Origin of the sequence: Thermomonospora umbrina (assembly GCF_003386555.1) — a bacterium.
Taxonomy (GTDB): domain Bacteria; phylum Actinomycetota; class Actinomycetes; order Streptosporangiales; family Streptosporangiaceae; genus Thermomonospora; species Thermomonospora umbrina.
On the sequence record NZ_QTTT01000001.1, the window covers coordinates 5,825,493 to 5,852,123 of the forward strand.

Consider the following 26,631-nt stretch of genomic DNA (forward strand, 5'->3'; position numbering starts at 1 on the left):
GCACGTGCTTCGGACAGAGCAGGCACGCGCTCGGACAGGTCGACATCGGTCGTCGGGCGGGAGTCTCCGCCGTCTCCGGTCTTGGCAGGGACGAAAACGGCCCTCCGCGCTGCAAAGACAACGATTCATGTCCGTACCCGGAGCCAGCCCACACATGACGAGCAGCACTGACACCTCGACGACCACTCCTCAGGTCGCGGTCAACGACATCGGCTCGGCGGAGGAGTTCCTCGCCGCGATCGATGAGACGATCAAGTACTTCAACGACGGCGACATTGTCGAGGGCACTGTTGTCAAGGTCGACCGAGACGAGGTCTTGCTCGACATCGGCTACAAGACCGAGGGCGTGATCCCGTCCCGCGAACTCTCGATCAAGCATGACGTCGACCCCAACGAGGTCGTCAAGGTCGGCGACCACGTCGAGGCCCTCGTCCTCCAGAAGGAGGACAAGGAGGGCCGGCTGATCCTGTCCAAGAAGCGCGCGCAGTACGAGCGCGCCTGGGGCACGATCGAGAAGATCAAGGACGAGGACGGCATCGTCACCGGGACGGTCATCGAGGTCGTCAAGGGCGGCCTCATCCTCGACATCGGCCTGCGCGGCTTCCTGCCCGCCTCGCTGGTGGAGATGCGCCGCGTCCGCGACCTGCAGCCCTACGTCGGCCGTGAGCTCGAGGCCAAGATCATCGAGCTGGACAAGAACCGCAACAACGTGGTCCTGTCCCGCCGCGCCTGGCTCGAGCAGACCCAGAGCGAGGTCCGCCAGACCTTCCTCAACACCCTGCAGAAGGGCCAGGTCCGCAAGGGCGTGGTCTCCTCCATCGTCAACTTCGGCGCCTTCGTCGACCTCGGCGGCGTGGACGGCCTGGTGCACGTCTCCGAGCTGTCCTGGAAGCACATCGACCACCCGTCCGAGGTGGTCGAGGTCGGCCAGGAGGTCACCGTCGAGGTCCTCGACGTGGACATGGAGCGCGAGCGGGTCTCCCTGTCGCTCAAGGCGACGCAGGAGGACCCCTGGCAGCAGTTCGCCCGCACCCACCAGATCGGCCAGGTCGTGCCGGGTCGCGTCACCAAGCTGGTGCCGTTCGGCGCGTTCGTCCGGGTCGAGGAGGGCATCGAGGGCCTGGTCCACATCTCCGAGCTGGCCGAGCGCCACGTGGAGATCCCCGAGCAGGTCGTCCAGGTCGGCGACGAGATCTTCGTGAAGATCATCGACATCGACCTCGACCGGCGCCGGATCAGCCTCTCGCTCAAGCAGGCCAACGAGAGCGCCGCCGGCATCGAGGACGAGGACTTCGACCCGACGCTGTACGGCATGCCCGCCGAGTACGACGCCGAGGGGAACTACAAGTACCCCGAGGGCTTCGACTCCGACACCGGCGAGTGGCTCGACGGCTTCGACGAGCAGCGGGAGACCTGGGAGCGGCAGTACGCCGACGCCCGCCAGCGGTTCGAGGCGCACCGCAAGCAGATCGAAGAGGCCCGCAAGGCCGAAGCCGAGGCCGCGGGCGGTCAGAGCGAGGCCGGCGCCGGCCCCGACACCTCCTACTCCGGAGGCGGCGAGGCCGAGTCCGGTGGCGCCCTGGCGTCCGACGAGGCGCTCGCCGCACTGCGCGAGAAGCTGTCGGGCGGTCAGTGACACGGCGCGGCCGGTCGATCATGACCGGCGGCCGATGACATAATGACCACGGTCGGAAGACGGCCCCCTCGGGGGATCGTTCTCCGGCCGTGGTCGTTTTTCCCCACCTTCTCCCGCCTTCCCCGCCTTTCCACGCTCGCCCCTGCGGCCCGCCGCCCCCGCAGGCATGCCCGCCGTCCCCCCGCAGCCAGAGAGCGACACCAGTGACCACCACCCCCCCGGAGACCAGGGCCGGGAACGCGCCGTCCATCGTCCCGCAGGGCCCGGCGCGGCTGGCGCTGATCGCGACCACCATCGCGGTGCTCGCCCAGACCCTGCGCTTCGCGGCGCCCCGGTTCGACCACCTGGCCGAGTCGTCGGGCAACGCGGTCGCGGCGCTCGCGGTGGTCCTGGTCTTCCTGGCGGGGTTCACCGCACCGGCGATCCGGGCGGCGGCGGGCCCGAACGGCCTGCTGCTGGTCGGCGCCGGCGGCCTGCTGGTCGTACGGCTCCTCGCCCAGGCGCTGTCCCCGCAACTGTGGCTCGCCCTCCTGGGCACCGCCGTCGGCATGGTCGCCGTGGTGGCGCTGTACGAGGCGGCGCGCGGCCTGTCCGGGGTGGGGTTCGCCACGGCGACGGTCGCCGGGCTCGGCGCGGACACGGCGCTGCGGATGATGTTCGGCACCTGGGATCCGGTCTGGCGGTCCGGCCCGGCCGAGTGGGCCGTCTGCCTGCTGCTGGTCGGGCTGGGCGCGGCGGCCCTGGCCCGGGAGCTGAGGTCCGGCCCGGTCGAAGCGCCCGGGATCTCCTGGCGGGACGCCCTCGGCGCGGCGGCGCTGGGCCCCTTCCTGGCCCTGCAGATCCTGGTGCTGTCCAGCCCCGCGTTCGTGGCGTCCTCCGGCTGGCAGTCGCTGACCGTCGCGCACCTGGTGGTCGCGACCGGCCAGGGCCTCGCGCTGGCGTTCCTGGCCTCCGGCCTCGCGGTGCGGGCGGTGCCCGGCGGGGTCTGCGTCCTCGGCGGCACGGTGCTGGGGGTCGGCGCGGGCGCGACCGCCGGGGCCTACGCGGTGTCCGGGCTCGTGGTCGTCGGCGTGGTGATCCTGTGCCAGGTCCTGTCGGCCTGGCTGCTGGCGGTGGCCTCCCGGGCCCCGCTGCGCCTCGCGGGGCGGGGCGGGCCGGCCCGACGGATCGACGTCGGCGCGGCGTTGGGCGGGCTGCTGGTCGCGGTCGTCCTCCTGCCGTACCAGTTGAGCTCGGTGGGGGCGCTGCCGTTCCCCAACAACGTGCTGCCCGGCGTGGCCGGGATCCTGCTCGGCGGGCTGGCCGCGATCGCCGCGGCCCGGGGAGGTCCGCTGCCCGCGCGGGCGCCGCTGCGGGCGCTGGCGGGCGGGGGAGCGGCGCTGACGCTGCTGTTCGGCACCCTGGTCTTCGAGGTGACCAGGCCGTCGGTCGACCGGACCGCGGACGAGAGCGGCTCGTTGCGGGTGGTGACGTACAACATCCACGAGGGCCTGAACACCGACGGACGGCTCGACCTCGACGCGATCGCCGAGAACATCGAGGCGCAGCGCGCGGACGTCGTCCTGCTGCAAGAGGTCGGCCGGGGCTCGCTGGTGTCCGGCACCACCGACGTGGGCGTGTGGCTGTCCCGACGGCTCGACATGCACCTGGTCTGGGGGCCCGCCGCCGACGGCCAGTTCGGCAACGCCATCCTGACCTCCCGCAGGGTGCTGTCGTCCGGCAGCGCCCGGATGCCCAAGGGGGACTGGTCGCAGATCCGCGGCTACGTCTGGGCCCGGCTGGGCGTGGGCGACCGCGCCGTGTACGTATGGTCCACCCACCTGGACGGCGGCGCCGACCGCAGCCGGGAGCGCCAGCGCGAGATCATGGCGTTGCGACGGGCCTGGGGCGGCGCGCCCCGCACGATCTTCGGCGGCGACCTGAACAGCGGGCCCGGCAGCGCCGAGATGAGTCGGCTGCTGGACGGCACCGGCCTGCGCAGCGCGGCGCTGGGCGACTACGGGCCCACCACCGCCGACGGCCGGAAGGTCGACTGGATCCTGGGCACCGACGACCTGGTGTTCTCCGACCACGGCGTGCACCCCTCCGACGCGTCCGACCACCACCCGGTGGCCGTGACCGTCCGCCTGGGCCACTAGGCCGAAGGTAGGGTGCGGGCGTGAACGCCGACGAGGTGCGGATCGAGCCCGCCGCCGAGCCCGACGCGGGGGAGATCCTCACCGTCCAGCGCGCCGCGTACCTGGCCGAGGCGCAGTTGTACGGCGACCCCTTCATCCCGCCCCTGGTCGAGTCGTACGCGCAGGTCGCCAAGGCGCTCGCCGGCGACTCCGTGGTGCTCAAGGCCGTTCGGGACGGGCGGCTGGTGGGGGCGGTGCGCGCCCGGTTCAACGAACGGACCTGCCTGGTCGGAAGGCTGGTCGTCGCCCCCGACCTCCAGGGTCGCGGCATCGGCGGGCGGCTGATGCGCGAGCTGGAGGAACGCGTCGCCGGCCGGACGGACGCGTGCGTCCTGTTCACCGGTCATCTCAGCGACGGCAACCTGCGCCTCTACCGCCGTCTGGGGTACGCCGAGACCCGGCGAGAACGGGTCGCGGACCACCTCATTCTGGTCCACATGCGCAAAGTGCTCGTTCCGGCCTCCTCGGCGGGCTGACCTCGGAGAGGGCGCGCTAGGCTCTGGCCGTGCTGCGAGTGGGATTGACCGGCGGAATCGGGTCCGGTAAGAGCGAGGTGTCCACGCGACTGGCCGCCCGGGGAGCCGTGATCATCGACGCCGATGAGATCGCCCGCGAGGTGGTGGCGCCCGGCACCCCGGGACTGGCCGCCGTGGTCGCCGAGTTCGGCACGGACGTGCTGCTCGACGACGGCTCGCTGGACCGGGAGCGGCTCGGCTCCATCGTGTTCGCCGACGGGGAACGGCGCGCCGCGCTGAACGCGATCGTCCATCCGCTGGTGGGGACGCGGATGGAGGAGCTCAGAGAGGCCGCGCCCGACGACGCCGTCGTCGTCTACGACGTCCCCCTGCTCACCGAGAACGGCCTCGCGGAGCTCTACGACGTGGTCGTCGTGGTGGACGTCCCGGTGGAGACGCAGGTCGCGCGGCTCACCGCCCGCCGGGGCATGACCGAGGAGGCCGCCCGAGCCCGCATCGCCGCCCAGGCGTCGCGGGAGGAACGGCGGGCGATCGCCCATCACGTCATCGCCAACACGGGGACGTTGGAGGAGTTGGACCTCAGGGTCGGACGATTGTGGTCGGACCTGACCGAGCGCGCCGGTGTGACCTGAACCGGGCGCTCTCACTGTACGCAGGACCGAGGCACGCTGTGTCATAAATGCGATATGTCGAGTCTTCGGTCCTTTAGGCTCGCTTCATGCGCGGGGATCCGGGGGCGGCGATGTGGCCGACAAGGCGATCACGGGTGCTGGACGTGTCGCTGGCCGCGGGGGCGGCCGTCTTCGACGCGGTGGCCATGTGGTTCTCCGACTACGACTTCTGGCTGCGGCCGCCCGTGGTGTCCGCGGCGGCGTTCCTGCTCGGCCTGACGCTGGTGGCGCGACGCCGGCACGCCGTGGTGATCACCTCGCTGGTGATCCTCGTCGGGGCCACCACCGGCGCCGGGTTCAGCGCCGGCCTGATCGCCCTCTACTCGCTGGGGGCGTACGCGCACTCGCGGCGTGCGGTGACGTGCCTGTCGTCGGTGGCGGTCCTGGCCTTCGTGATCCAGCCCGAGCCCGGTCTCGACGGCGACGAGGGCGTCCTGCTGAGGCTGATGGTGGCGCTGGTGTTCGTGGCGCCGCCGGTGCTCCTCGGCCTCTACATGGGCACCCGCAAGCAGTTGATCGCCTCCCTGCAGGAACGCACCCGCCGGCTGGAACGTGAACGGACCCTGCTCGCCGAGCGGGCCCGCGTCGAGGAGCGCACCCGCATCGCCCGCGAGATGCACGACGTGGTCGCCAACCGGGTCAGCGTGATGGTCGTCCACGCCGCCGCGCTGAAGGCCGTCGCCGGTCGCGACCCCGACCGGGCCGTCGAGACCGCCGTGGTGATCGGCGACATGGGTCGGCAGGCGCTCGACGAGCTCCGCCAGGTGATCGGCGTGCTGCGGCTGGGCGAGGCGAACGACCCCCAGGCCACCCCCGGGCTGGAGGACTTCCGCGAACTGGTCGCCCAGTCCGGGGCGGCCGGGCTCAAGGTCGACCTGACCACCGAGATCGAGGACGGCGCGCTGCCCCCGGCGATGGCCCGGACGGTGTACCGGGTGATCCAGGAGGCGCTCACCAACGTCCACAAGCACGCCGGGCAGGCCGTCACCCGGGTGACGATCCGGCAGATGCCGGAGATCATCGAGATCGCGGTGTGCAACGAGCGGCCCACCGACGGGCCCGTCCACGGGCTGCCCGGCGGCGGCAACGGGCTGGTGGGCCTGCGGGAGCGGGTCACCGCCCTCGGCGGCGCCTTCGAGTCGGGGCCGGAGCCCGGCGGCGGTTTCGCGGTCCGCGCCCGGATCCCGCTGCCGACGACGCCCTGACCTGCGGCCTCTTCGGGCCGGCCGGGGGAATGAACGGCCGGCCGGTTCTGTCGTACCGGCTGCGTACAGTGGGGGAACGCGGGCCGGGAGCCTGCCCGCGTGTTCGTGATCCGAGGAGGACGAGTTGCGGCCGGTCACCGATCTGCAGCGCAAGGTGGCGCCGTTCGAGGTCGTCACGGAGATGACGCCCTCGGGCGACCAGCCGCAGGCGATCGCCGAGCTGGAGCGGCGGGTCTCGCGGGGCGACCGCGACTCCGTGCTGCTCGGCGCGACCGGCACCGGCAAGACCGCCTCGATCGCCTGGCTGATCGAGCGCCTCCAGCGGCCCACGCTGGTGATGCAGCCCAACAAGACGCTGGCGGCCCAGTTCGCGAACGAGCTGCGCGAGATGCTGCCCAACAACGCCGTCGAGTACTTCGTCTCGTACTACGACTACTACCAGCCCGAGGCGTACATCCCGCAGAGCGACACCTACATCGAGAAGGACTCCTCGATCAACGAGGAGGTCGAGCGGCTGCGGCACTCGGCGACCAACTCGCTGCTGACCCGCCGCGACACGGTGGTGGTCGCGTCGGTGTCGTGCATCTACGGCCTGGGCACCCCGCAGGAGTACGTCGACCGGATGGCCCGGCTGCGCGTCGGCATGGAGATCGAGCGGGACGACCTCCTGCGGCGGCTGGTCGACATGCAGTACAGCCGCAACGACCTGTCCTTCACCCGGGGCACGTTCCGGGTCCGCGGCGACACGGTGGAGATCATCCCGCAGTACGAGGAGCTCGCCGTCCGGATCGAGATGTTCGGCGACGAGATCGAGAAGCTGGCCACCCTGCACCCGCTCACCGGCGAGGTCATCACCGAGGACGAGGAGCTGTACGTCTTCCCGGCCTCCCACTACGTCGCCGGTCCCGAGCGGATGGAGCGCGCGATCGGCGGCATCGAGGCCGAGCTGACCGGGCGGCTGGCCGAGCTGGAGGGTCAGGGCCGGCTGCTGGAGGCCCAGCGCCTGCGGATGCGCACCGCCTACGACATCGAGATGATGCGCCAGATCGGCACCTGCGCCGGCATCGAGAACTACTCCCGGCACATCGACGGCCGCGAGTCCGGCTCCGCCCCCAACACCCTCCTCGACTACTTCCCCGAGGACTTCCTGCTGGTCGTGGACGAGTCCCACCAGACCGTCCCGCAGATCGGCGCGATGTACGAGGGCGACGCCTCCCGCAAGCGGATGCTGGTCGAGCACGGCTTCCGGCTGCCGTCGGCGATGGACAACCGTCCGCTGAAGTGGGAGGAGTTCATCGAGCGCATCGGCCAGACCGTCTACCTGTCGGCCACCCCCGGCCCGTACGAGATGAACCGGGTCTCCGGCGACGTGGTCGAGCAGGTCATCCGGCCCACCGGCCTGGTCGACCCGGAGATCGTCGTCAAGCCCACCAAGGGTCAGATCGACGACCTGATCCACGAGATCCGGCTGCGCACCGAGCGCGACGAGCGGGTCCTGGTCACCACCCTCACCAAGAAGATGTCCGAGGACCTCACCGACTACCTGCTGGAGCTGGGCATCCGCGTCCGCTACCTGCACAGCGAGGTCGACACCCTCCGCCGCATCGAGCTGCTGCGCGAGCTGCGCGCCGGCGAGTACGACGTGCTGGTCGGCATCAACCTCCTGCGCGAGGGCCTCGACCTGCCCGAGGTCTCCCTGGTCGCCATTCTCGACGCCGACAAGGAGGGCTTCCTGCGCTCGGAGACCTCCCTGATCCAGACCATCGGCCGGGCCGCCCGCAACGTCTCCGGCCAGGTCCACATGTACGCCGACCAGGTGACCCCGTCCATGGCCCGCGCCATCGACGAGACCACCCGCCGCCGCGCCAAGCAGGAGGCCTACAACGCCGAGCACGGCATCGAGCCCACCGCCCTGCGCAAGCGCATCGCCGACATCCTCGACTCCCTCGCCCGCGAGGACGCCGACACCGAGACCCTCCTCGGCGGCGCCGGCCGCCAGCAGAGCCGCGGCAAGGCCCCCGTCCCCGGCCTCGCCAGCCGCACCCGAGAGGCCGGCCGCCACGCCGCCGACCTCGTCGGCGAACGCCCCCGCGAGGAGATGGAGTCCCTCATCGAACAGATGACCGCCCAGATGCACCAGGCCGCCACCGACCTCCAGTTCGAACTCGCCGCCCGCCTCCGCGACGAGATCAAGGAACTCAAGCGCGAACTCCGCGACATGAAGGAGGCCGGCGTCCACTGACCCCACCCGCCGCCCCGACAGACCCACCGATCCCCGGGCCCCACGCCACAGCCCCCGTGCCGCCGGCCACGCCCCACAACGGCGAACGACCCCCGCGCACCGAAACCTCCCCAACGAGGAACGGCCGCCGCCCACGGCGACCCACGCACTGGTGACCACGTAGCCGCTTCCGTCCCACGGCGGCGACTCCGACCGGCGACCGCCGACCGGTCCTCTGCGGCTGGAGGACTGGTGAACGACCCCGTGCGCCGGGGCCTCCACAGCCAGGCGCGGCCGCCCGATGACGGCCCACAACACTGGTGGCCACGCGGGCCGGTGGTGGCTCCGGATCGATGGCCGGCGGCTGGTCCGCGTGGCGTGGGGCCGGAGGGCATGGCGATGCGCCCCGTGCTGGCATCTCCCGCAGGCGGGTCGGTCGCTACCGATGGCGGCCCGCAGCACTGGTGACCACGTGGTTGCCGTGGCGGTTCCGGACCGGGGGCCGTGGCCGGTCCGCGTTGCATCCGGCGGGAGGACGCGGCGAACGGCCCCGTACGTTGGCACCTCCATAGCCCGCAGGGGTCGCTGCCCATGGCGGCCGACAGCACTGGTGGCCACCCGGGTCGGGGCTGTCACAGGTGGCGGGCCCGGGTCGGCGGCGGGTGGCTGGTCCGGTGGTGTGCGGCTGGAGGGCGTGGCGGCCGCGCTTGGGCGGAGGCTCTCGAGTTTGGGCTGGTCGGCGTGGCTGTGGGCGGTGATGGTGGCCGGGAGCGGGGTCGAGGTGGTGGCGAGTCTGCGTGTGGCGTGCTGCGGGAGATGGGGTGGTCTGAGGTGCCGGATGGGAGTTGGTGGTGGCCGGTCGGTGCGACGAGTGATGGAAGGCGGCGACCGTTCTGAAGCGGCGGGCGGGCTGCGGAGGGTGATGGACCAGAGGTGGCGGCCGGTGGCCATGACGGTTGACCGTGGGGTCGTGGCGGATGTGCAGTGTCCGGTCGTCGTTCTCGGTGGCGGGTCGTAGTGGCGGGGACGATGCCGGTGCCGTGGCGGGTGGAACGGGTTCGGTGGGGCGGAGGCACCCTTTCGGGCGTTCTAAGGTTTCTCGACTACGGGCGGTGGCGTGGAAGGCGTTCGGTGGGGGTGGACGCACCTTTGGTGGCTGTGGGCGGTGGGGGCGGTCTGGGGTGCTGGATGGGAGTTGGTGGCCGGCTGGTGTGACGGGTTCGCAGCGTCCTGTCGTGGTTTTCGGTCGCGGGGCGTCGTGGTGGGTGGCGGTGCGGGGGTGGGGTGGGACGGGTTCTGTGGGGTGGGAAACCCCGTTGCCCTGGGTGGCGGGCATGTCTAGGGTGACGCCGTGGACATCACGGTGCGACCGGCGGAGGAGCGTGACCTGGTCGGGTTGCCCGCGATCGAACGGAGTGCCGACAAGGTCTTCGAAGCGGTGGGGATCGTGTTCCCGCCGGGGCCGACGGTGATCGAGGAGGTCGTCGAGCGGGCGCGGGTCCTGGTGGTGGGGAAGCCGGTGGTGGGGTTCGCCGCGGTCGTCGAGGTGGACGGGCACCCGCACCTGGAGCAGATCGCGGTGCACGCGGACGAGACCGGGCGGGGGATCGGCGGGATGCTGCTGGAACGGGTCGTCGAGGAGGCCGCCGGCGAGCTGACGCTGATCACGTTCCGTGACGTTCGATGGAACGGTCCATGGTATGCCCGGCACGGGTTCGCCGAGCTGTCCGAGGAACGGTGGGGGCCGGGCCTGCGGGAGCACTGGCAGGCCGAGATCGACGCCGGGCTGCACCTGCCGGGCCCTCGAATGGTGATGTCCCGGCAGGGTGGCGGGGGTGTTGACCGCGTTCCGGAGCGGGTCGCGGGGCAGGGCGAAAAGTAGCGGTATGAGGCTTTACGTTCCTGGCGGGAGCCTTACTCGAATCTGACATTGCGGGCGCAAGGTCAAGCTCGCCGGGGGCAATCACTACCCGAGGGGTGGTGTGTCGCCCGGGCGGGCTGTCCCAGGATCGACAAGGCAGCCCGAATCAGCGATGCGAAACGGTGGATCGGCATGACCAGCATGACTCTTCGCAAGGAGATCGACTTCTCGGTCGCGGTGCTCCGGCACCGGGACAGGGCGGTCGTCTACGTATCGGGGGACATCGATCTCAACACGAAGGGGCATCTGCGGCAGGCGCTGGTGTCGCTGATCGAGGAACGGGCCCGCCAAGTGATCATCGACCTGCGCGAGGTCGGCCTGTTCGGCTCCGACGCCCTCCGAGTCCTCGCCGAGGCCCAGCTCCTGGCCGACGACCGGCACGTGTCCCTCACCTTGGCCGCGGTGCCCCAGGGCGTCCTGCGCATCCTGGAGATCACCGGCATGGCCGACACCTTCACCATCCGCAGACTCGCCGCCGCCCCCCGATGACCCGGCCCCGGACCGACGACCGCCGGTGATCCGGCTCCCACCTCGCCCACCCTCCAGCTTCACCCCGGACGGACGTTCTCAGGCGGACCGGCGCTCTCAAGTGGGCCGGCGCCCTCAGGCGGACCGGCGTTCTCAGGGGCACCGGCGTTCTCAGGGGGACCGGCGCCCTCAGGGGACCGACGTTTTCAGGGGGACCGGCGTTCTCAGGCTGACCGGCGTTCTCAACCGGACCAGCGTTCTCAGGCGGACCAGCGTTCTCAGGCGGACCAGCGTTCTCAGGGGGACCGGCGCCCCAACCGACCGTTCGTTCCTCTCCGTACGGACCCGGAAAGCGGGGGCGCGGGGCAGGGTGTTGGCACCCCGAGCACGGACGCGGCACCGCGAGGAGCGGGCGACGACATCGTGGGGAAGGTCGGCCCTCCGCGGCCGACGCGCGGCCGTTGGCGAGCGGTCGGGCGGTGGTGACGGCATCAGGTCCGGTGAGCCGCCGGGGCGGGGTCTCGAGAGGAAGCTGATCTACAACGTAAAGGTGGGAACCTGTGCGGGTCGGTGCGCGTCTCCACAGGCGGGTGGGGAGAGGGGAGCCATGGCGGGCGGGGCGACGTGGTGGGCGAACGCGCGCAGACGGTGGGGAGCACGGGGACCCTCGCTCCTGCTGTTGCCGGTGCTGCTGTTGACGATGGTGGTGCCCCTGGTGGGCCTGCCGGCGGTGCGGTGTGAGGTCTTCGGCAGCGGGTGTCGTCAACCCCCGGAGACGCCCAGGGCGGCGGCCGAGCCGGTGCGGGCGCGGCGGGCGCTCAGTCCCGTGGAGGCGGCCACGCGGGGGGCCTACCTGGCGATGGGCGACTCGTACTCGGCCGGAGAGGGCGCCTATGCGACGCCCGCGGACCTGGCGCCGACCAACCGGTGCCACCGGACCTCTCTCGCGTACTACCACACGGTGGCCAGGCACTTCCGGTTCGCGGGCGGGACGGCGTTCTGGGCCTGTGCGGGGGCGACCACGGCGACCGTCGTGAGGGGCAAGTCGGGGGAGCCGTCGCAGACGGGCAGGTTGAGCGCGGGGACGACGCTGGTGACGATCAGCGTGGGCGGCAACGACGTGGGCTTCTCCAAGGTGCTGGCCGGATGCGTGGTGCGGCTGCCGTGGAGCGGGTCCTGCCAGGACCAGGGCGGCGAGGTCGCCGATCGGCTGGCGGCGTTGCGGTTCTCGCTGACCGGGCTGATCGACACGGTCACCGCCCGGGCGCCGCGCGCCCGGGTCATCGTTCTGGGCTATCCGCGGATCTTCGCCGAGCGGTCCGGCGCGACGGGCGACAACCTCAGCGTGCGGGACCAGCAGTGGCTGAACGGCCGGGCCCGCGACCTCAACGAGGTGATCCGCCAGGTGGTCGCCGACCGGGACCGCGACCTCGTGGCCGGCGGCGGTGCGGGAAGCGTGGAGTTCATCGACGCCTACAGCGCCTTCTCCGGCCACGAGATCGGCAGCGCGGACCCGTACGTCAACGGGCTGAAGGTGAACCTGGCCGCGCTGTCGGCCGAGCCGGGCAGCTTCCACCCGACCCGGGGCGGGTACGCGGCGTTGGCCCGGCTGTTCGTCGAGCAGGTCACGGCCGGGCCGGGGCGTCCGCTCAACCAGTTCCGCTGAGGCCGTTGAGCCGGTCGAGGGCCTCGGCGAACTCCTCGACCATGTCGTACACGACCTGGCGGGCGGGCCGGACGGTGTTCATGAGGCCGACGCACTGGCCCACGAAGTAGTTGGCCAGTTCGCGGGCGCCCTCGTTGCCGGTCTCGGCGACCTTGTTGATCTGCCGCATGGCGCCCTCGGCCACGATCAGTTGCAGCGGCATGCCGAGCGTGCCGGGGCTGTCGGGGCCCTCCCACTCCTCGGTCCAGGCCGACTTGAGCTGACGGGCGGGCTTGCCGGTGCGGGAACGGGAGCGGACGGTGTCGCGCGAGGAGGCGGCCAGCATCCGTTCCTTGACGTGCGGGGGGGTCTCGGCCTCCTCGGTGGTCAGCCACACCGAGCCGCACCACACGCCGGACGCGCCGAGCGCCATCGCGGCGGCCATCTGGCGGCCGGTCGCGATGCCTCCGGCGGCGAGCACGGGGAGGGGCGCGACGGTGTCCACCACCTCGGGGACGAGGACCATCGTGGAGATCTCGCCGGTGTGGCCGCCGGCCTCGCCGCCCTGCGCGACGATCAGGTCGACCCCGGCCGCCACCTGACGGCGGGCGTGCTCGGCGGTGCCGACCAGGGCCGCCACGGACACCCCGGCCTCCTTGGCGCGGTCCACCATGAGGGCGGGCGGCGGTCCGAGTGCGCTGGCGATCAGCCGGATGGGGTGGGCTAGCGAGACGTCGATGAGGTCGAGCGCGCCCTGTCGGGTGACCTGGGCGCCGGCACCCTTGGGGGCGGCCTTCTTGGCCTTCTCGAGGTCGGGCAGCGGCACCCCGTACCGGACGAAGAGGTCGTGCAGGAACGTCCAGTGCTCCGCCGGCACGGCCGCCAACAGCGCGTCCAACCCGCCCGAGGAGCCGGACGAACCGCCGTCCTCGAGGTCGAGCTTGGCGGGCACGAGGACGTCCACGCCGTAGGGCCGGCCGCCGACCTCCCGGTCGATCCAGCTCAGCTCCTCGTCGAGCTGTTCGGGCGTGTACGCGACGGCGCCGAGCACCCCGAAGCCCCCGGCGTTGGTGACGGCCGCGACCACGTCGCGGCAGTGGCTGAAGGCGAGCAGGGGGAACTCGATGCCCAGCATCTGGGAGACCTCGGTACGCATGCCCCGAAGCTACTGGACCGAATGTCAATCGGTCCAGGGTCGCCGAACGTCGTTCAGGCCGGCCGGAACAGGAGGTACGACTCGCCCTCCTCCGGATGAACGAACACCGCCCGCAAGGCCAGCCCCTCGCGCAGCGAGGCCGGGCGCACCCCGTCCAGGCGCGCGTGCAGCCACGGTCCCTCGGCCAGCTCCACCAGGGCGAGGTGGGCGGGCGGCGGCGCGCTCCCGTCCTCGGCCGGGCGTCCGTGCGTCACCGTCCAGGTCACCAGGGCGGCCTCGCCGGTCGCCTCGGCCCAGGACATCTCCTCGTCGTCGCATCCGTCGCAGGCGACCTGGTCGGGCGCGAACCACCGGTCGCACGGCGCGCAGCGTTTGATCACCAGCCGGTCCTCGGCGGCCCCGTCGAAGAACGGGTCGGTCCGGCCGTCCCTGCGCAGGATCCCCACGGCCATCGGGTCGGACATGGTCAGGCCCCCTTCCGGTGCGGGCTGACGATCAGGGTGGAGTGGTGGTCCAGGATGCCGCCGTTGCCGCTGACCAGCAGGACGTCGTTCCGGGCGACCTGTCGCTCTCCGCCGTCCCCGCGGGCCTGGATGATCGCCTCCGACAGCGGCGTCATGCCCCACATGTAGTAGGCCGACAGTTGGCCCCCGCCGGTGTTGGTCGGCAGCGCCCCGCCGGGACCCAGGGCGCCGGAGGCGGCGAACGGCCCGCCCTCGCCCTTGGCGCAGAACCCGTAGTCCTCCAACGACACCAGCACCGTGTACGTGTAGCAGTCGTAGAGCTGGGCGATGTCGATGTCCTCGACCGTGACCCCCGCCATCTTCATCGCCAGCGGCCCCGAGATCGCCGCGCCCGTCGTCAGCCCGAACTCGCTGCCGCGCTCCTTGCGGTGCCCCGGATGTCCCTGCCCCCATCCCCACACGTGGACGGGCGGTCGGGCGAGGTCGCGGGCCCGGTCGGCGCTCGTGACCACGACGGCGACGGCTCCGTTGGACACCAGGCAGCAGTCGAGCAGGTGGAGCGGCTCGGCGACCCAGCGGGAGTCCTGGTGGTCGGCCAGGGTGATGGGCTCGCGCATCTGCGCCAGGGGATTCCGGGTCGCCCAGTCGCGGGTGCTCACGGCGATCGCCCCGAGCTGCTCGCTGGTGGTGCCGTAGCGGGCCATGTGGCGTTGGGCGGCCAGCGCGTACACGGTGTTGACGCTGCGGAAGCCGAGGGCGGCGGTCATCCCGCCGAAGCCGTACCACTCCTTGGCGCTCTGGTTGTACGCGCTGCCGGCCGAACGATGCGGCGCCAGCGGTGTGTCGGCGAACACGCAGGCGACGGCGGACGCGGCCCCGCTGATCACCGACATGGCCGCGTACGACACCATCGCGCCGGCCGTGGCGCCGAAGGAGTTCATCATGGTCAGCATCCGCAGGTCGCGCAGGCCGAGGGAGTCGGCCAGCTCGATCCCCGGGGACCCGCCCATCCCATGGCTGACCACCAGCCCGTCCAGGTCGCCCAGACCCAGCCCCGTGTCGGCGGCCGCGCGGCGCACGGCGTCGGCCGCCAGCCGACGCGGGCTGCGCCCGTAGACCCTGCCCAGCTCGGTCATGCCGAGCCCGGCGATCGCCGCCCCGTCATCCATCGGACCGATCACCCCTTCCCGGTACGTTCAGGGCGCCACCGTACCGAACCGAATTCGGCGACTCGTGCGCGGACCGGGCTCGGTGGATCCGCCGATCGTGACGGGGCGGCGGGGGTCAGCGGGCGAAGCGGTCGGTGGCCTCGATGAGGCGATGCAGGATGCCGGGCTCGTCGTACGCGTGCCCGGCGTCCTCGACCATGTGGAACTCCGCCTCGGGCCACGCCCGGTGCAGGTCCCAGGCGGTGGCCGGCGGCGTGCAGACGTCGTACCGGCCCTGGACGATGACGGCCGGGATATGGCGGATGCGGTCGACGTTCTCCAGCAGTTGCTCCGGCTCCAGGAAGCCGTGGTGCCGCATGTAGTGGTTCTCGATGCGGGCGAACGCGACGGCGTAGTCGGTCTCCCCGAAGTGCTCGACCAGCTCGGGCCGGGGCCGCAGCGTCAGCGCGGTCGCCTCCCACTGGGACCACGCGCGTGCCGCCCGCACCCTCTCCTCAGGGTCCGACGAGGCGAGCCGGACGGCGAACGCCTCCACCAGGTCGTCGCGCTCGTCCTCCGGGATGACCGAGACGTACTCCTCGTACGCGTCGGGGAACATCAGCGAGGCGCCCTCCTGATAGAACCAGTACACCTCGAACGGCCGCAGCATGAAGATGCCGCGCAGCACCAGTGCGCCGACCCGTTCGGGGTGCGCCTGCGCGTAGGAGAGGGCGAGCGCGCTGCCCCACGAGCCGCCGAACACCAGCCAGTCGTCGATGCCGAGGTGCTCGCGGAGCCGTTCGATGTCGGCGACGAGATGCCAGGTGGTGTTCGATTCCAGGGACACGTTCGGGTCGACCGCGTGCGGCGTGCTCCGTCCGCAGTTACGCTGGTCGAACAGCACGATCCGGTACGCCTGCGGATCGAACTGTCGGCGGTGGTCGGGGGTGCACCCCCCGCCCGGCCCGCCGTGCAGCATCACCGCGGGCTTGCCGTCCGGGTTGCCACAGACCTCCCAGTAGATCTGGTTTCCCTCACCGACGTCCAACAGTCCGGAGTCGTACGGCTCGATCGGCGGATAAAAGGTGCGCAGCTCCATGACCAGCGATTGTCTCACCGCACGGGCGCCGCCCCGGTGGCAGGATGATCTGTTAACAACGAGTTGAGATCTGGGATCTCGAGCCCAAACAGGGCAAACGCTGTGCTGATCGGCACTAGAGTGCGTGCGTGAGCGTAGTGACGAGCCGTGAGGCGAGGAACGCAGCGAACCGAATGAGCAGGACGAGCCGGCGAACGCGGCTCCGAGCCTCCAGGCGAGGAGACAAGTGAGCGATCTCAACGGATCGGGAGGCCATCGGCCGGTCCAGGACCTGGGCACGCCGTGGCCGGCGCTCGGTCCGGACTCCGGGCCGCAGCCCGTCGTGCCCGCGCAGGCGACGGCGCCGCAGAGCGCCGTGGGCGGCGGGGGCGGCACGGCCCAGGCCGGCGAGCACGACGCCCAACCCTGGGACATCGTCGAGCGGCTGCGCCAGATGGCCGACCTCATCGGCGACGCGCTGGCCGCGGGCGAGCGCAAGGTGGCCGAGGTCAGCACGGAGATGGCCGGGCTCCAGCAGGAGCGCGAGGCCGCCCAGCGCGACGCCGCCGCGGCCTGGGGCGAGGTGCAGCGCGCCCGCGGTCAGGCCGAGCAGGCCGACCGCCGCGCCGCCGAGGCCGAACGCCGGATGGCCGAGGCCGCCAACGAGGCCGCGGCGCAGATCGCCGCCCTCCAGCAGGAGCGCGAGGCCGCCCAGCGCGACGCCGCCGCGGCCTGGGGCGAGGTGCAGCGCGCCCGCGGTCAGGCCGAGCAGACCGAGCGCCGCGCCGTCGAGGCCGAGCGCCGTGCCGAGCAGCTCGAACGCCGGATGGCCGAGGCCGCCAACGAGGCCGCCGCGCAGATCGCCGCCGCCCAGCAGGAGCGCGAGTCGGCCCAACGCGACGCCGCCGCCGCCTGGAACCAGGCCCAGCAGGCCCGCGCCCAGGCCGAGCAGGCGCTGGCCCAGGCCGACCAGGCCCGCGGCCAGTCCGAGCAGGCCGAGCGGCTGGCCGCCGAGGCCGACCGCCGCGCCGACCAGACCAGGGTCGCCGCCGAGCAGGCCCGCGCCCAGGCGGCGCAGGCCGAGCAGGCCCGCGCCCAGGCCGACCAGTCGCGTGTCCAGGCCGAGCAGCGGGTCGCCGAGGCGGAGAACACCGTCCGCCAGGTGGTGGCCCAGCGCGACTCCATGCGGGAGGCCCGCGACGAGGCCCACCGCGCCATGGAGGACGCGGTCACCGCCCGCCGCACCATCGAGACCGAGCGGGACCGGATCGCCGACCAGGCGTCGGAGCTGTCGCGGGCGTTGGAGAACGCCCACGCCGACCTGTCCGGGCTGCGCTCCAAGCTCAGCGACGCCGAGATGACGGCCGCCAACCTCCAGCACGCCCACGCCACTGCGGTCAAGGACGCCGAGGCCGAGCGCCGCCGCGCCGCCGAGCTCGACACCGAGCGTCAGCAGGCCCTGGAGGCCGTCGTCGCCGCCGACAAGCAGCGCGAGGCGGCCCTGCAGGCCCAGGCCCGTGCCGACTCCGAGGCCACCCTGGCACGGGGCCGCGCCGAGCAGGCGAGCCGCGAACGCGACAACGCCGTGTCCGCGATGCGGCAGATGGCCGCCGAGCGCGACGCCGTGGTGGAGAAGCTCGCCGAACGCGACCAGTGGGTCGACCAGCTCGCCCAGGCGGTCACCGAGCAGCGCACCGCCCTGGCCGAGATGTCCCAGGAGCGCGACGCCGCCCGCACCGCCGCCGACCAGGCGCGCAACCTCATCGACGAGCTCACCCGCCAGTTGCGCACGATCATGCCGAGCGCCGCACCGCGCGTCTGACCGCCTCCTCGACGACCGGACCGGGCCGCCCCATCGGGCGCGCCCGGTCCGTCCGTTCTGGGGCGCGGTGTGCGCCGGCGGCCGACCGTGGATTCGGCGGTACGGTACGGGGGAGATGGGTGTTCACGCGCCCCGTGGCAGGCCAGGGGCACGTCACGGGTCGAGCGGGATCCACCGGCTGATATCCTGGTGGCCCGTGGACAGGGCGGCCGAGCACCGCCTCGCATCGACCACGGGAGCGTCTTACTTGCCTTCGGCAGCCACGGGTAGTCAACGTCCTACCAAGCATCTCTTCGTCACCGGCGGTGTCGCCTCCAGCCTCGGCAAGGGCTTGACGGCGTCCAGCCTGGGGCGGCTTCTGACCCTGCGGGGCCTCAAGGTCACCATGCAGAAGCTGGACCCCTATCTCAACGTCGACCCCGGGACGATGAACCCGTTCCAGCACGGTGAGGTGTTCGTCACCGACGACGGCGCCGAGACCGACCTGGACATCGGGCACTACGAACGGTTCCTGGACACCGAGCTGCACGGCTCGGCCAACGTCACCACCGGTCAGGTCTACTCCAACGTGATCGCCAAGGAGCGGCGCGGGGAGTACCTCGGCGACACCGTCCAGGTCATCCCGCACATCACCAACGAGATCAAGGACCGCATCCGGGGCATGGCCGAGCCCGGCGTGGACGTGGTGATCACCGAGGTCGGGGGGACGGTCGGCGACATCGAGTCGCTGCCGTTCCTGGAGTCGGTCCGGCAGATCCGGCACGAGATCGGCCGCGACAACTGCTTCTTCCTGCACGTGTCGCTGCTGCCGTACATCGGCCCGTCCGGGGAGCTGAAGACCAAGCCGACCCAGCACTCGGTGGCGGCGCTGCGCAGCATCGGCATCCAGCCCGACGCGATCGTGTGCCGTTCCGACCGGCCGATCACCGAGGGCCTCAAGCACAAGATCAGCCTGATGTGCGACGTGGACCGGGAGGCGGTCGTGTCCGCCGTGGACGCGGCCAGCATCTACGACATCCCCAAGGTCCTGCACGCCGAGGGCCTGGACGCGTACGTGGTGCAGCGGCTGGGGCTGCCGTTCCGCGACGTCGACTGGGGCGGCTGGGACGAGTTGCTGCGCCGGGTCCACCGGCCCGCCCGGCACGTCACCATCGCCATGGTCGGCAAGTACATCGACCTGCCCGACGCGTACCTGTCGGTGACGGAGGCGCTGCGGCACGGCGGGTTCGGCAACGACGCCAAGGTCGACATCCGCTGGGTGAAGAGCGACGAGTGCGCCACCCCGGCGGGCGCCCGCCGGGCGATGGACGGCGTGGACGGGGTGCTGATCCCCGGCGGGTTCGGGGTCCGCGGCATCGAGGGCAAGATCGGCGCGGTCCGGCACGCCCGCGAGAACGGCGTCCCGCTCCTCGGCATCTGTCTGGGTCTCCAATGCATGGTGATCGAGGCGGCGCGGTCGCTGGCCGGGCTGACCGACGCGGGCAGCGCCGAGTTCAGCGAGGACACCCTGCACCCGGTGATCGCCACCATGGCCGACCAGGTCGACGTGGTGGCCGGCGACCGCGACATGGGCGGCACGATGCGGCTGGGCCTGTACCCGGCCGAGCTGGCCGAGGGCTCGGTGGTCCGCGGGCTGTACGGGGCCGCCAAGGCCGAGGAACGGCACCGGCACCGCTACGAGGTCAACAACCTCTACCGCGATCAACTGGAGAAGTCGGGCCTGCGGTTCAGTGGGCTCTCGCCGGACGGCCGGCTGGTCGAGTACGTCGAGCTGCCCCCCGAGACGCACCCGTTCTTCGTCGGCACCCAGGCGCATCCGGAGTTCCGCTCCCGGCCGACCCGCCCGCATCCGCTGTTCGCCGGGCTGGTCGCGGCGGCGATCGACTTCGCCGCCGCGCGCGGCGGGGCCGACCCGGTCGTCGCCCCGTGAGCGCCGGGCCGGAGCACGACGTGCGCGACCGCCGCGAGAGCTGGGAGGTCGTCGAGGTCGTCGAGCGCTTCCAGGGTCGGGTCGTCGGGGTGCGCAGCGACCGGGTGCGGATGCCCGGCTCGGACGGGGCGGAGGTCGTCACCCGTGACGTCGTCACCCATCCCGGCTCGGTCGGCATCGTCGCGGTCGACGACCGTGACCGGATCCTGCTGATCCGCCAGTACCGGCACCCCGCCGGGTACCTGCTGTGGGAGGTCCCGGCGGGTCTGCGGGACGTGCCGGGCGAGCCGCTCCGCGCACTGGCCGAGCGGGAGCTGCTGGAGGAGGCCGGCCACCGCGCCGCCGAGTGGCACACGCTGGTCGACATCTTCTCCTCGCCCGGCATGTGCGACGAACGGATCCGGGTGTTCCTGGCGCGCGGCCTCACCGAGGTCCCCGCCGACGAGATCGACTTCGAGCGCGTCCACGAGGAGGCCGACATGCCGGCGGTGTGGGTGCCGTTGGAGGAGGCCGTCGCCCGGGTGTTCCGCGGCGACGTCCACAACCCGCTGGCGGTCACCGGCATCCTCGCGGTGCACGCCGCCCGCGCCACCGGCTACCGCCACCTGCGCTCCGCCGACGCCCCGGAGGGCTGACCCGCCGTTCCGCCCCGCACGGGCCCGGAACGCGGCATGATGGCGACGTGCCGACGGTCCGAGGCCGGTTCCGACCTGCGCCTCGGTGGTCCGGGGGACGTTCCCCGGACCCGCCGGCCGCGTGGTGACGGGCGTGAGCGGGGCGACGGGAGCGCTGGCGTGACGGCGGAGTTCTCACTGGAGACGGCCGTGGGCGGCTATCTGGAGCACCTGGCCGCCGAACGCGGGCTGGCGCCCAACACGCTCAGCTCGTACCGCCGCGACCTGAACCGGTACGTGCGGGCGCTGGAGGCCCGAGGCAGGCGGGTGATCGGCGAGGTGGTCGAGGCGGACGTGCTCGACCACCTGGTGGCGCTGCGGACGGGCGAGGCGGGTCGCGCGCCGCTGTCGGCGCGGTCGGCCGCCCGCGCGGTGGCCGCCGTCCGCGGGCTGCACCGGTTCGCCGTGCGCGCGGGCATGGCCGCCGCGGACCCGGCCGAGGACGTCCGACCGCCCGCGTCCCCGCGCCGGCGGCCCAAGGCGATCTCCGTCGCCGACGTGGAACGTCTGCTCGCCGCCGCCGCGCCCGGCGAGACCCCGCGCGACCTGCGCGACCGGGCCCTGCTCGAGCTCCTGTACGGGTCGGGGGTGCGGATCTCCGAGGCCGTCGGGCTGGACGTGGACGACCTCGACCTCATCGACGGCGTCGTCCGGGTCGCCGGCGCCGGCGGCCGGATCCGGGAGGTGCCGGTCGGCGGGCACGCCGGACTCGCCGGCGAGCTGTACCTCGCGCGGGCCCGGCCGGCCCTCGCCCGGGGCGGCGGCGGAGGCGGGCCGGCGCTGTTCCTCAACGCCCGCGGCGGGCGGCTGTCCCGACAAGGCGCCTGGATGGTGTTGCGCGCCGCCGCCGAAAGGGCCAGGCTGGCCGGTGTCTCCCCGCACACGCTCCGGCACTCGTTCGCCACCCATCTGCTGGACGGCGGGGCGGACGCGCGGGTGGTGCGGCACCTGCTCGGGCATGCCTCGGCGACCACGGCCCAGGTGCGCGCGCCGCTCACCGCCGGGCCGCTGCGGGAGGCGTACACGACGGCGCATCCCCGTGCCGGCCGCCCGGGGTAATCCGGGCCCCCGGCGCGCGTCGGCTTGAGAGAGGGACGCCGGAACCCTAAAGTCCCCGTTTTGGACGGTAACCAGGCCGCCGGGAAGGTTCGAAGCCGTGACCGATACGCAGGAGGCCGCCGAGAGGGCACTCTCGGCTGCCATGAGCGATCCCCGACAGGCCCTCGGGCCCACGGGGCGGCCGCTGCCCGTGTTCCCCGAGCCCGAGCCGCTGACCGAGCACGGTCCGGCGCGCATCGTGTCGGTGTGCAACCAGAAGGGCGGGGTCGGCAAGACCACCACCACCATCAATCTGGGCGCCGCGCTGGCCGAACAGGGCCGCCGGGTGCTGCTGGTCGACTTCGATCCGCAGGGCGCGCTGTCCGTCGGCCTCGGCAAGGGCGACCCCCGCCAGTTGGAGATGACGGTCCACAACCTCCTGCTGGAGCGCAACGTCGGCTGGGAGGACATCGTCATCGACACCGGTGTCGACGGCATGGACCTGCTCCCCAGCAACATCGACCTGTCGGGCGCGGAGGTCCAGCTCGTCCACGAGGTCGGCCGCGAGTACATCCTCGCCGGGGTGCTCAAGGCGGCGGTGCCGGAGTACGACTTCATCATGATCGACTGCCAGCCCTCCCTGGGCCTGCTGACGATCAACGCGCTGGCCGCCAGCGACGGCGTGCTGGTCCCGCTGGAGTGCGAGTACTTCGCCATGCGGGGTGTCGCGCTGCTGATGGAGACCATCGAGAAGGTGCAGGCGCGCATCAACCCCGAGCTGGAGATCGACGGGGTGCTGGGCACCATGTACGACTCGCGGACCCTGCACACCCGAGAGGTCCTGAGCCGGATCGTGCAGGCCTTCGGCGAACGGGTGTTCCACACCGTGATCAACCGGACCGTGCGCTTCCCCGACGCCACCGTGGCCGGGGAGCCGATCACCTACTTCGACCCCTCCTCGATGGGCGCCAACGCCTACCGCGCGCTCGCCAAGGAGGTCCTGATGAGGTGGAGTCTGATCGGCTGATCGTCCGGTTCGGCGATCGGCGCGCGCGGCGGACCGCGGGCGCGCGGTCGCCGATGCCGGGTCACCGTCCGGATTCCGTTACGGTTCAGATGTGAAGCACGCCGTCCCCGACCAGCACGCCCCGCAGACCGGCGCCCCGCAGGCCGCCGAGACGGCGCCGGCGGAGCCCGGGGGCTTCCAGGTCCATCTGGACAACTTCGAGGGCCCCTTCGATCTGCTGCTGGGGCTGATCTCCAAGCACAAGCTCGACATCACCGAGGTGTCCCTGCACCGGGTGACCGACGAGTTCATCGCCCACATCCGTTCCATGGGCCCGGACTGGGAGCTGGACCAGGCCAGCCACTTCCTGCTGGTCGCGGCGACCCTGCTGGACCTGAAGGCGGCGCGGCTGCTGCCCTCCGGCGAGGTGGACGACGAGGAGGACCTGGCGCTGCTGGAGGCCCGCGACCTGCTGTTCGCGCGGCTGCTGCAGTACCGCGCCTACAAGGAGGTCGCCGGATTCCTCGCGTCGCGGATGGCCGAGGAGTCCAGGCGCTTCCCCCGCACGGTCCCGATGGAGCCCCGGTTCGCCGGGATGCTGCCGGAGGTGCTGCTGGGGCTGGGCCCGACCGAGTTCGCCCGGTTGGCCGCCATGGCGTTGACGCCCAAGGGCCCCCCGCCCGGCGTGTCGGTCGAGCACATGTACCAGCCGAAGGCCAGCGTCCGGGAGCAGGCGGCCCTCGTCGTGGCGATGCTGCGCCGGATGCGGCGGGCGACCTTCCGGGCGCTCACCGCCGACGCCCAGGGCACGTTCGAGATCGTCGCGCGGTTCCTGGCGCTGCTGGAGCTGTACCGGGAGCGGGCGGTCACGTTCGAGCAGATCGAGCCCCTCGGGGAGCTGCACGTGACGTGGACGGGCGCCGACGACGGCGACGTGGCGGTCGACGACGACTACGAGGGCTCCCCGCAGCCCGCGGACGAGGACGGGCGTGACGACGATGGATGAGCCGGTGGACGAGCCCACCGAGCCGGGGCTGCGCGCCTCGATCGAGGCGATCCTGCTGGTGGTGGACGAGCCGGTGGCCGAGGTGACGCTGGCGCAGATCCTGGAGCGGCCCCGCCGGGAGGTCGCCGACGCGCTGCGGGCGCTGGCCGCCGAGTACACCGCCCAGGGCCGCGGGTTCGACCTGCGCGAGATCGCCGGCGGCTGGCGGTTCTACACCCGGGAGAGCTGCGCGCCCGTGGTGGAGCGGTTCGTCACCGACGGGCAGCAGGCCCGGCTGACGTCCGCCGCGCTGGAGACCCTCGCCGTGGTGGCCTACCGGCAGCCGGTGAGCCGGGCCCGGGTCTCGGCCATCCGCGGCGTCAACAGCGACGGGGTGATCCGCACCCTGACCCTCCGGGGCCTGATCGAGGAGGCCGGCCAGGACCCCGAGTCGCAGGCCCATCTCTACCGGACCACCGGGTACTTCCTGGAGCGGCTGGGCCTGCGGGACCTGGACGAGCTGCCCGACCTGGCGCCCTACCTCCCGGACGACCTTCCCGACGACATCATCGAGGAAAAGAGCACGTGAACACCGACCACGACAATGAGGGCGTACGGCTGCAGAAGGTCCTGGCCGAGGCCGGGGTGGACAGCCGCCGCAACTGCGAGAGGCTCATCGCCGAGGGGCGCGTGCGGGTCGACGGCGAGGTGGTGTCCTGGTTCGGTGCCAGGGTCGATCCCGAGCGGGCCGTCATCCACGTCGACGGCCTGCGCGTGGAGACCCGCTCGGACATGCGGTACTACGCCGTCAACAAGCCGCTGGGCGTGGTCAGCACCATGTCCGACGAGCGGGGCCGCAAGTCGCTGGCCGACTACGTGGACGTGCCGGAGCGGCTCTTCCACGTGGGCCGGCTGGACACCGACACCGAGGGCCTGATCCTGCTCACCAACGACGGCGAGCTGGCGCACCGCCTGACCCACCCCAGCTACGGCGTCGAGAAGGTCTACCTCGCCGAGGTCATCGGGCCCATCCCGCGCGACCTGGGCAGGCGGCTGCGGGCCGGGATCTCTCTGGAGGACGGGATCGCCAAGGCCGACCGGTTCAAGCTGGTCGAGCAGCTCGGCAAGCGGGCGCTGGTCGAGGTGACGCTGCACGAGGGCCGCAAGCACATCGTGCGGCGCATGCTCAAGGAGGCGGGCTTCCCGGTGCAGAAGCTGGCCCGGACCCAATTCGGCCCGATCCGGCTGGGCCAATTGAAGTCCGGCGGGCTGCGCGCGCTGAGCATGAAGGAGATCGGCGAGCTGTACAAGGCCGTCGGGCTCTGATTCACCGATCATCGGCAGGGAGGACGACAGTGGCGGTACGCGCGATCCGGGGGGCGACCCAGGTGGACGCCGACGAGCGCGAGCAGATCCTCGACGCGACGACGGAGCTGGTCACCGAGGTCATGAGCCGCAACGGGCTGTCCACCGAGGACGTCATCAGCGTGCTCTTCACGGCCACACCCGACCTCAAGGCGGAGTTCCCCGCGCTGGCCGCCCGCAAGCTCGGCTTCCACGAGGTGCCGCTGCTGTGCGCGAGCGAGCTGGACGTGCCGCACGCGCTGCCCCGGGTGATCCGGCTGATGGCCCACATCGAGACCGACAAGCCCAGGTCGGCGATGCAGCACGTCTACCTGCGCGGTGCCACGGCGCTGCGCCTGGACATCGCCCAGTAGCGCGCCCCCTCGCGCCTCGCGCGTCGGCTCGGAGGGCGAAGGATGATCAAGGGTGATCAAGCAGGTGACGGCGCTAGGCTGATCTCGTGAAAGAGGACCTGGCGGCACGGCGGATCATCGTCATCGGGACGGGACTGATCGGCACCTCGATCGCGCTGGCGATGCGCGGGCGCGGGGCCGAGGTGCTGCTGTCGGACCGGGACGCCTCCTCGCTCGACCTCGCCGTCGAGCTCGGCGCGGGCACCGCCCTGCCCGAGGGAGGTTCCGTCGGACGGGCGGATCTCGCCGTGCTGGCCGTCCCCCCGGCCGCCGTGGCCCCGGTGCTGCTCGACGCCCAGAAGCGCGACCTGGCCGCCGTGTACACCGACGTGGCCAGCGTGAAGGCGCTGCCGCTGGCCGAGGCCGCCGAGCTGGGCTGCGACCTGGACTCGTTCGTGGCCGGGCACCCGTTGGCGGGCAGCGAGCGGTCGGGCCCCGCCGCCGCCCGCGCCGACCTGTTCCTGGGCCGCACCTGGGCGCTGTGCCCCGGCGACGGCACCGACCCCGCGGCCCTGGACCTGGTCCGCTCCCTGGCCGTCGCCTGCGGCGCCAAGCCCCTGGTCGTCGAGGCGGCGCGGCACGACCGCGCCGTCGCCCTGGTCTCGCACGCGCCGCACGTGGTGTCGGCCGCCGTGGCCGCCCGACTGCGCGGGGCCGACGACGTCGCCCTCGGTCTGGCGGGCCAGGGCGTTCGCGACGTCACCCGGATCGCCGCCTCCGACCCGGGCCTGTGGGTCGGCATCCTGTCCGCCAACGCCGGGCCGGTCGCCGAGGTCCTCGACGAGGTCGCCACCGACCTGGCGGTGGCCGCCGCCCTGCTCCGCGACGGCGGCGAGGACGCCATGGACCACGTGGTGGACCTGCTGACCCAGGGCAACACCGGGCGCTCCCGCATCCCCGGCAAGCACGGCGGCCGGCAGTCCCGGTACGCGGTCGTCCCGGTGGTCATCCCGGACCGGCCGGGCGAGCTGGCCCTGCTGTTCCAGGCGGCCGGGGTCGCCGGGGTCAACATCGAGGACGTGGTCATCGAGCACTCGCCCGGCCTGGCCGTCGGCGTGGTCCAGCTCTCCGTCGAGCCCGCCGCCGCCGGCCGCCTGGCCGAGGAGCTCCGCGCCCGGGGCTGGTCCGTTCCGGGCTGACCTCGCGACCACGG

The 26,631-nt window shown here is 72.5% G+C and carries 23 protein-coding genes; 19 read left to right on the forward strand and 4 right to left on the reverse strand.

What is annotated here, in order from left to right:
* The first annotated feature begins 154 nt into the window (after positions 1-154).
* The 9 genes from rpsA (at position 155) to DFJ69_RS26140 (ending at position 12,441) form a co-directional block, all read left to right on the forward strand.
* Positions 155-1,636, forward strand: a complete 1,482-nt coding sequence (rpsA, locus tag DFJ69_RS26095; RefSeq protein ID WP_116025028.1) for a 30S ribosomal protein S1 — start codon at positions 155-157, stop codon at positions 1,634-1,636.
* Positions 1,637-1,839: 203 nt separating this feature from the next.
* The gene (locus DFJ69_RS26100; protein WP_116025029.1) at positions 1,840-3,774 is read left to right on the forward strand and encodes an endonuclease/exonuclease/phosphatase family protein; all 1,935 of its coding nucleotides are present in this window, start codon (positions 1,840-1,842) and stop codon (positions 3,772-3,774) included.
* 20 nt (positions 3,775-3,794) lie between these two features.
* Entirely contained in the window at positions 3,795-4,289 is a 495-nt protein-coding gene (locus DFJ69_RS26105; protein ID WP_116025030.1) for a GNAT family N-acetyltransferase, read from the forward strand.
* A gap of 29 nt (positions 4,290-4,318) precedes the next feature.
* Complete coding sequence (gene coaE, locus DFJ69_RS26110; protein ID WP_116025031.1) at positions 4,319-4,921, forward strand: dephospho-CoA kinase; 603 nt, start codon at positions 4,319-4,321, stop codon at positions 4,919-4,921.
* 86 nt (positions 4,922-5,007) lie between these two features.
* The gene (locus tag DFJ69_RS26115) at positions 5,008-6,165 is read left to right on the forward strand and encodes a sensor histidine kinase (RefSeq protein ID WP_116025032.1); all 1,158 of its coding nucleotides are present in this window, start codon (positions 5,008-5,010) and stop codon (positions 6,163-6,165) included.
* Positions 6,166-6,289: 124 nt separating this feature from the next.
* Positions 6,290-8,407, forward strand: coding sequence for an excinuclease ABC subunit UvrB (gene uvrB / locus DFJ69_RS26120; RefSeq protein WP_116025033.1), 2,118 nt, complete (start codon positions 6,290-6,292; stop codon positions 8,405-8,407).
* A gap of 1,330 nt (positions 8,408-9,737) precedes the next feature.
* Positions 9,738-10,268, forward strand: a complete 531-nt coding sequence (locus DFJ69_RS26130; protein ID WP_116025035.1) for a GNAT family N-acetyltransferase — start codon at positions 9,738-9,740, stop codon at positions 10,266-10,268.
* Between the two features lie 171 nt (positions 10,269-10,439).
* Complete coding sequence (locus tag DFJ69_RS26135; protein WP_116025036.1) at positions 10,440-10,796, forward strand: STAS domain-containing protein; 357 nt, start codon at positions 10,440-10,442, stop codon at positions 10,794-10,796.
* Between the two features lie 586 nt (positions 10,797-11,382).
* Positions 11,383-12,441 (forward strand): SGNH/GDSL hydrolase family protein, encoded by a 1,059-nt coding sequence (locus tag DFJ69_RS26140; protein WP_116025037.1) that lies wholly within the window; start codon positions 11,383-11,385, stop codon positions 12,439-12,441.
* Here the strand turns inward: DFJ69_RS26140 and DFJ69_RS26145 are convergent.
* The 4 genes from DFJ69_RS26145 to pip all read right to left on the reverse strand — a co-directional run bounded on the left by DFJ69_RS26145 (position 12,425) and on the right by pip (position 16,287).
* Positions 12,425-13,576: an NAD(P)H-dependent flavin oxidoreductase gene (locus DFJ69_RS26145; protein WP_116025038.1), complete on the reverse strand. Its 1,152-nt coding sequence runs from the start codon at positions 13,574-13,576 to the stop codon at positions 12,425-12,427. The genes DFJ69_RS26140 and DFJ69_RS26145 overlap by 17 nt on opposite strands.
* 53 nt (positions 13,577-13,629) lie before the next feature.
* Positions 13,630-14,040, reverse strand: coding sequence for a Zn-ribbon domain-containing OB-fold protein (locus DFJ69_RS26150; RefSeq protein WP_245974581.1), 411 nt, complete (start codon positions 14,038-14,040; stop codon positions 13,630-13,632).
* Positions 14,041-14,042: 2 nt separating this feature from the next.
* Positions 14,043-15,209 carry a thiolase family protein gene (locus tag DFJ69_RS26155; RefSeq protein WP_116026929.1) on the reverse strand — a complete coding sequence of 389 codons (1,167 nt, stop codon included), beginning with the start codon at positions 15,207-15,209 and terminating at the stop codon, positions 14,043-14,045.
* Between the two features lie 115 nt (positions 15,210-15,324).
* Positions 15,325-16,287: a prolyl aminopeptidase gene (pip, locus tag DFJ69_RS26160; RefSeq protein WP_211328759.1), complete on the reverse strand. Its 963-nt coding sequence runs from the start codon at positions 16,285-16,287 to the stop codon at positions 15,325-15,327.
* 226 nt (positions 16,288-16,513) lie between these two features.
* Here pip and DFJ69_RS26165 point away from each other — a divergent pair, with 226 nt between their 5' ends.
* From DFJ69_RS26165 to DFJ69_RS26210, 10 genes are all read left to right on the forward strand, one after another.
* Positions 16,514-18,088, forward strand: coding sequence for a hypothetical protein (locus DFJ69_RS26165; RefSeq protein ID WP_116025039.1), 1,575 nt, complete (start codon positions 16,514-16,516; stop codon positions 18,086-18,088).
* A gap of 247 nt (positions 18,089-18,335) precedes the next feature.
* The gene (locus DFJ69_RS26170; RefSeq protein ID WP_116025040.1) at positions 18,336-20,018 is read left to right on the forward strand and encodes a CTP synthase; all 1,683 of its coding nucleotides are present in this window, start codon (positions 18,336-18,338) and stop codon (positions 20,016-20,018) included.
* On the forward strand, positions 20,015-20,653 hold the full coding sequence (locus DFJ69_RS26175; RefSeq protein ID WP_116025041.1) for an NUDIX domain-containing protein: 639 nt from the start codon (positions 20,015-20,017) through the stop codon (positions 20,651-20,653). The genes DFJ69_RS26170 and DFJ69_RS26175 overlap by 4 nt, the downstream gene beginning before the upstream one ends.
* A gap of 159 nt (positions 20,654-20,812) precedes the next feature.
* Positions 20,813-21,751 (forward strand): tyrosine recombinase, encoded by a 939-nt coding sequence (locus tag DFJ69_RS26180; protein WP_245974582.1) that lies wholly within the window; start codon positions 20,813-20,815, stop codon positions 21,749-21,751.
* A gap of 142 nt (positions 21,752-21,893) precedes the next feature.
* Positions 21,894-22,757, forward strand: coding sequence for a ParA family protein (locus DFJ69_RS26185; protein WP_116025042.1), 864 nt, complete (start codon positions 21,894-21,896; stop codon positions 22,755-22,757).
* A gap of 91 nt (positions 22,758-22,848) precedes the next feature.
* Entirely contained in the window at positions 22,849-23,742 is an 894-nt protein-coding gene (locus DFJ69_RS26190; protein ID WP_116025043.1) for a segregation and condensation protein A, read from the forward strand.
* Entirely contained in the window at positions 23,735-24,310 is a 576-nt protein-coding gene (gene scpB, locus DFJ69_RS26195) for an SMC-Scp complex subunit ScpB (RefSeq protein WP_116025044.1), read from the forward strand. Before DFJ69_RS26190 ends, scpB begins: the two co-directional genes overlap by 8 nt.
* Positions 24,307-25,047, forward strand: a complete 741-nt coding sequence (locus DFJ69_RS26200; RefSeq protein ID WP_116025045.1) for a pseudouridine synthase — start codon at positions 24,307-24,309, stop codon at positions 25,045-25,047. Before scpB ends, DFJ69_RS26200 begins: the two co-directional genes overlap by 4 nt.
* Positions 25,048-25,076: 29 nt before the next feature.
* Positions 25,077-25,439 carry a chorismate mutase gene (aroH, locus tag DFJ69_RS26205; RefSeq protein WP_116025046.1) on the forward strand — a complete coding sequence of 121 codons (363 nt, stop codon included), beginning with the start codon at positions 25,077-25,079 and terminating at the stop codon, positions 25,437-25,439.
* 86 nt (positions 25,440-25,525) lie between these two features.
* A complete protein-coding gene (locus tag DFJ69_RS26210) occupies positions 25,526-26,617 on the forward strand; it encodes a prephenate dehydrogenase (protein WP_281275898.1) in 1,092 nt (363 codons plus the stop codon).
* The last annotated feature ends 14 nt before the right edge of the window (positions 26,618-26,631 follow it).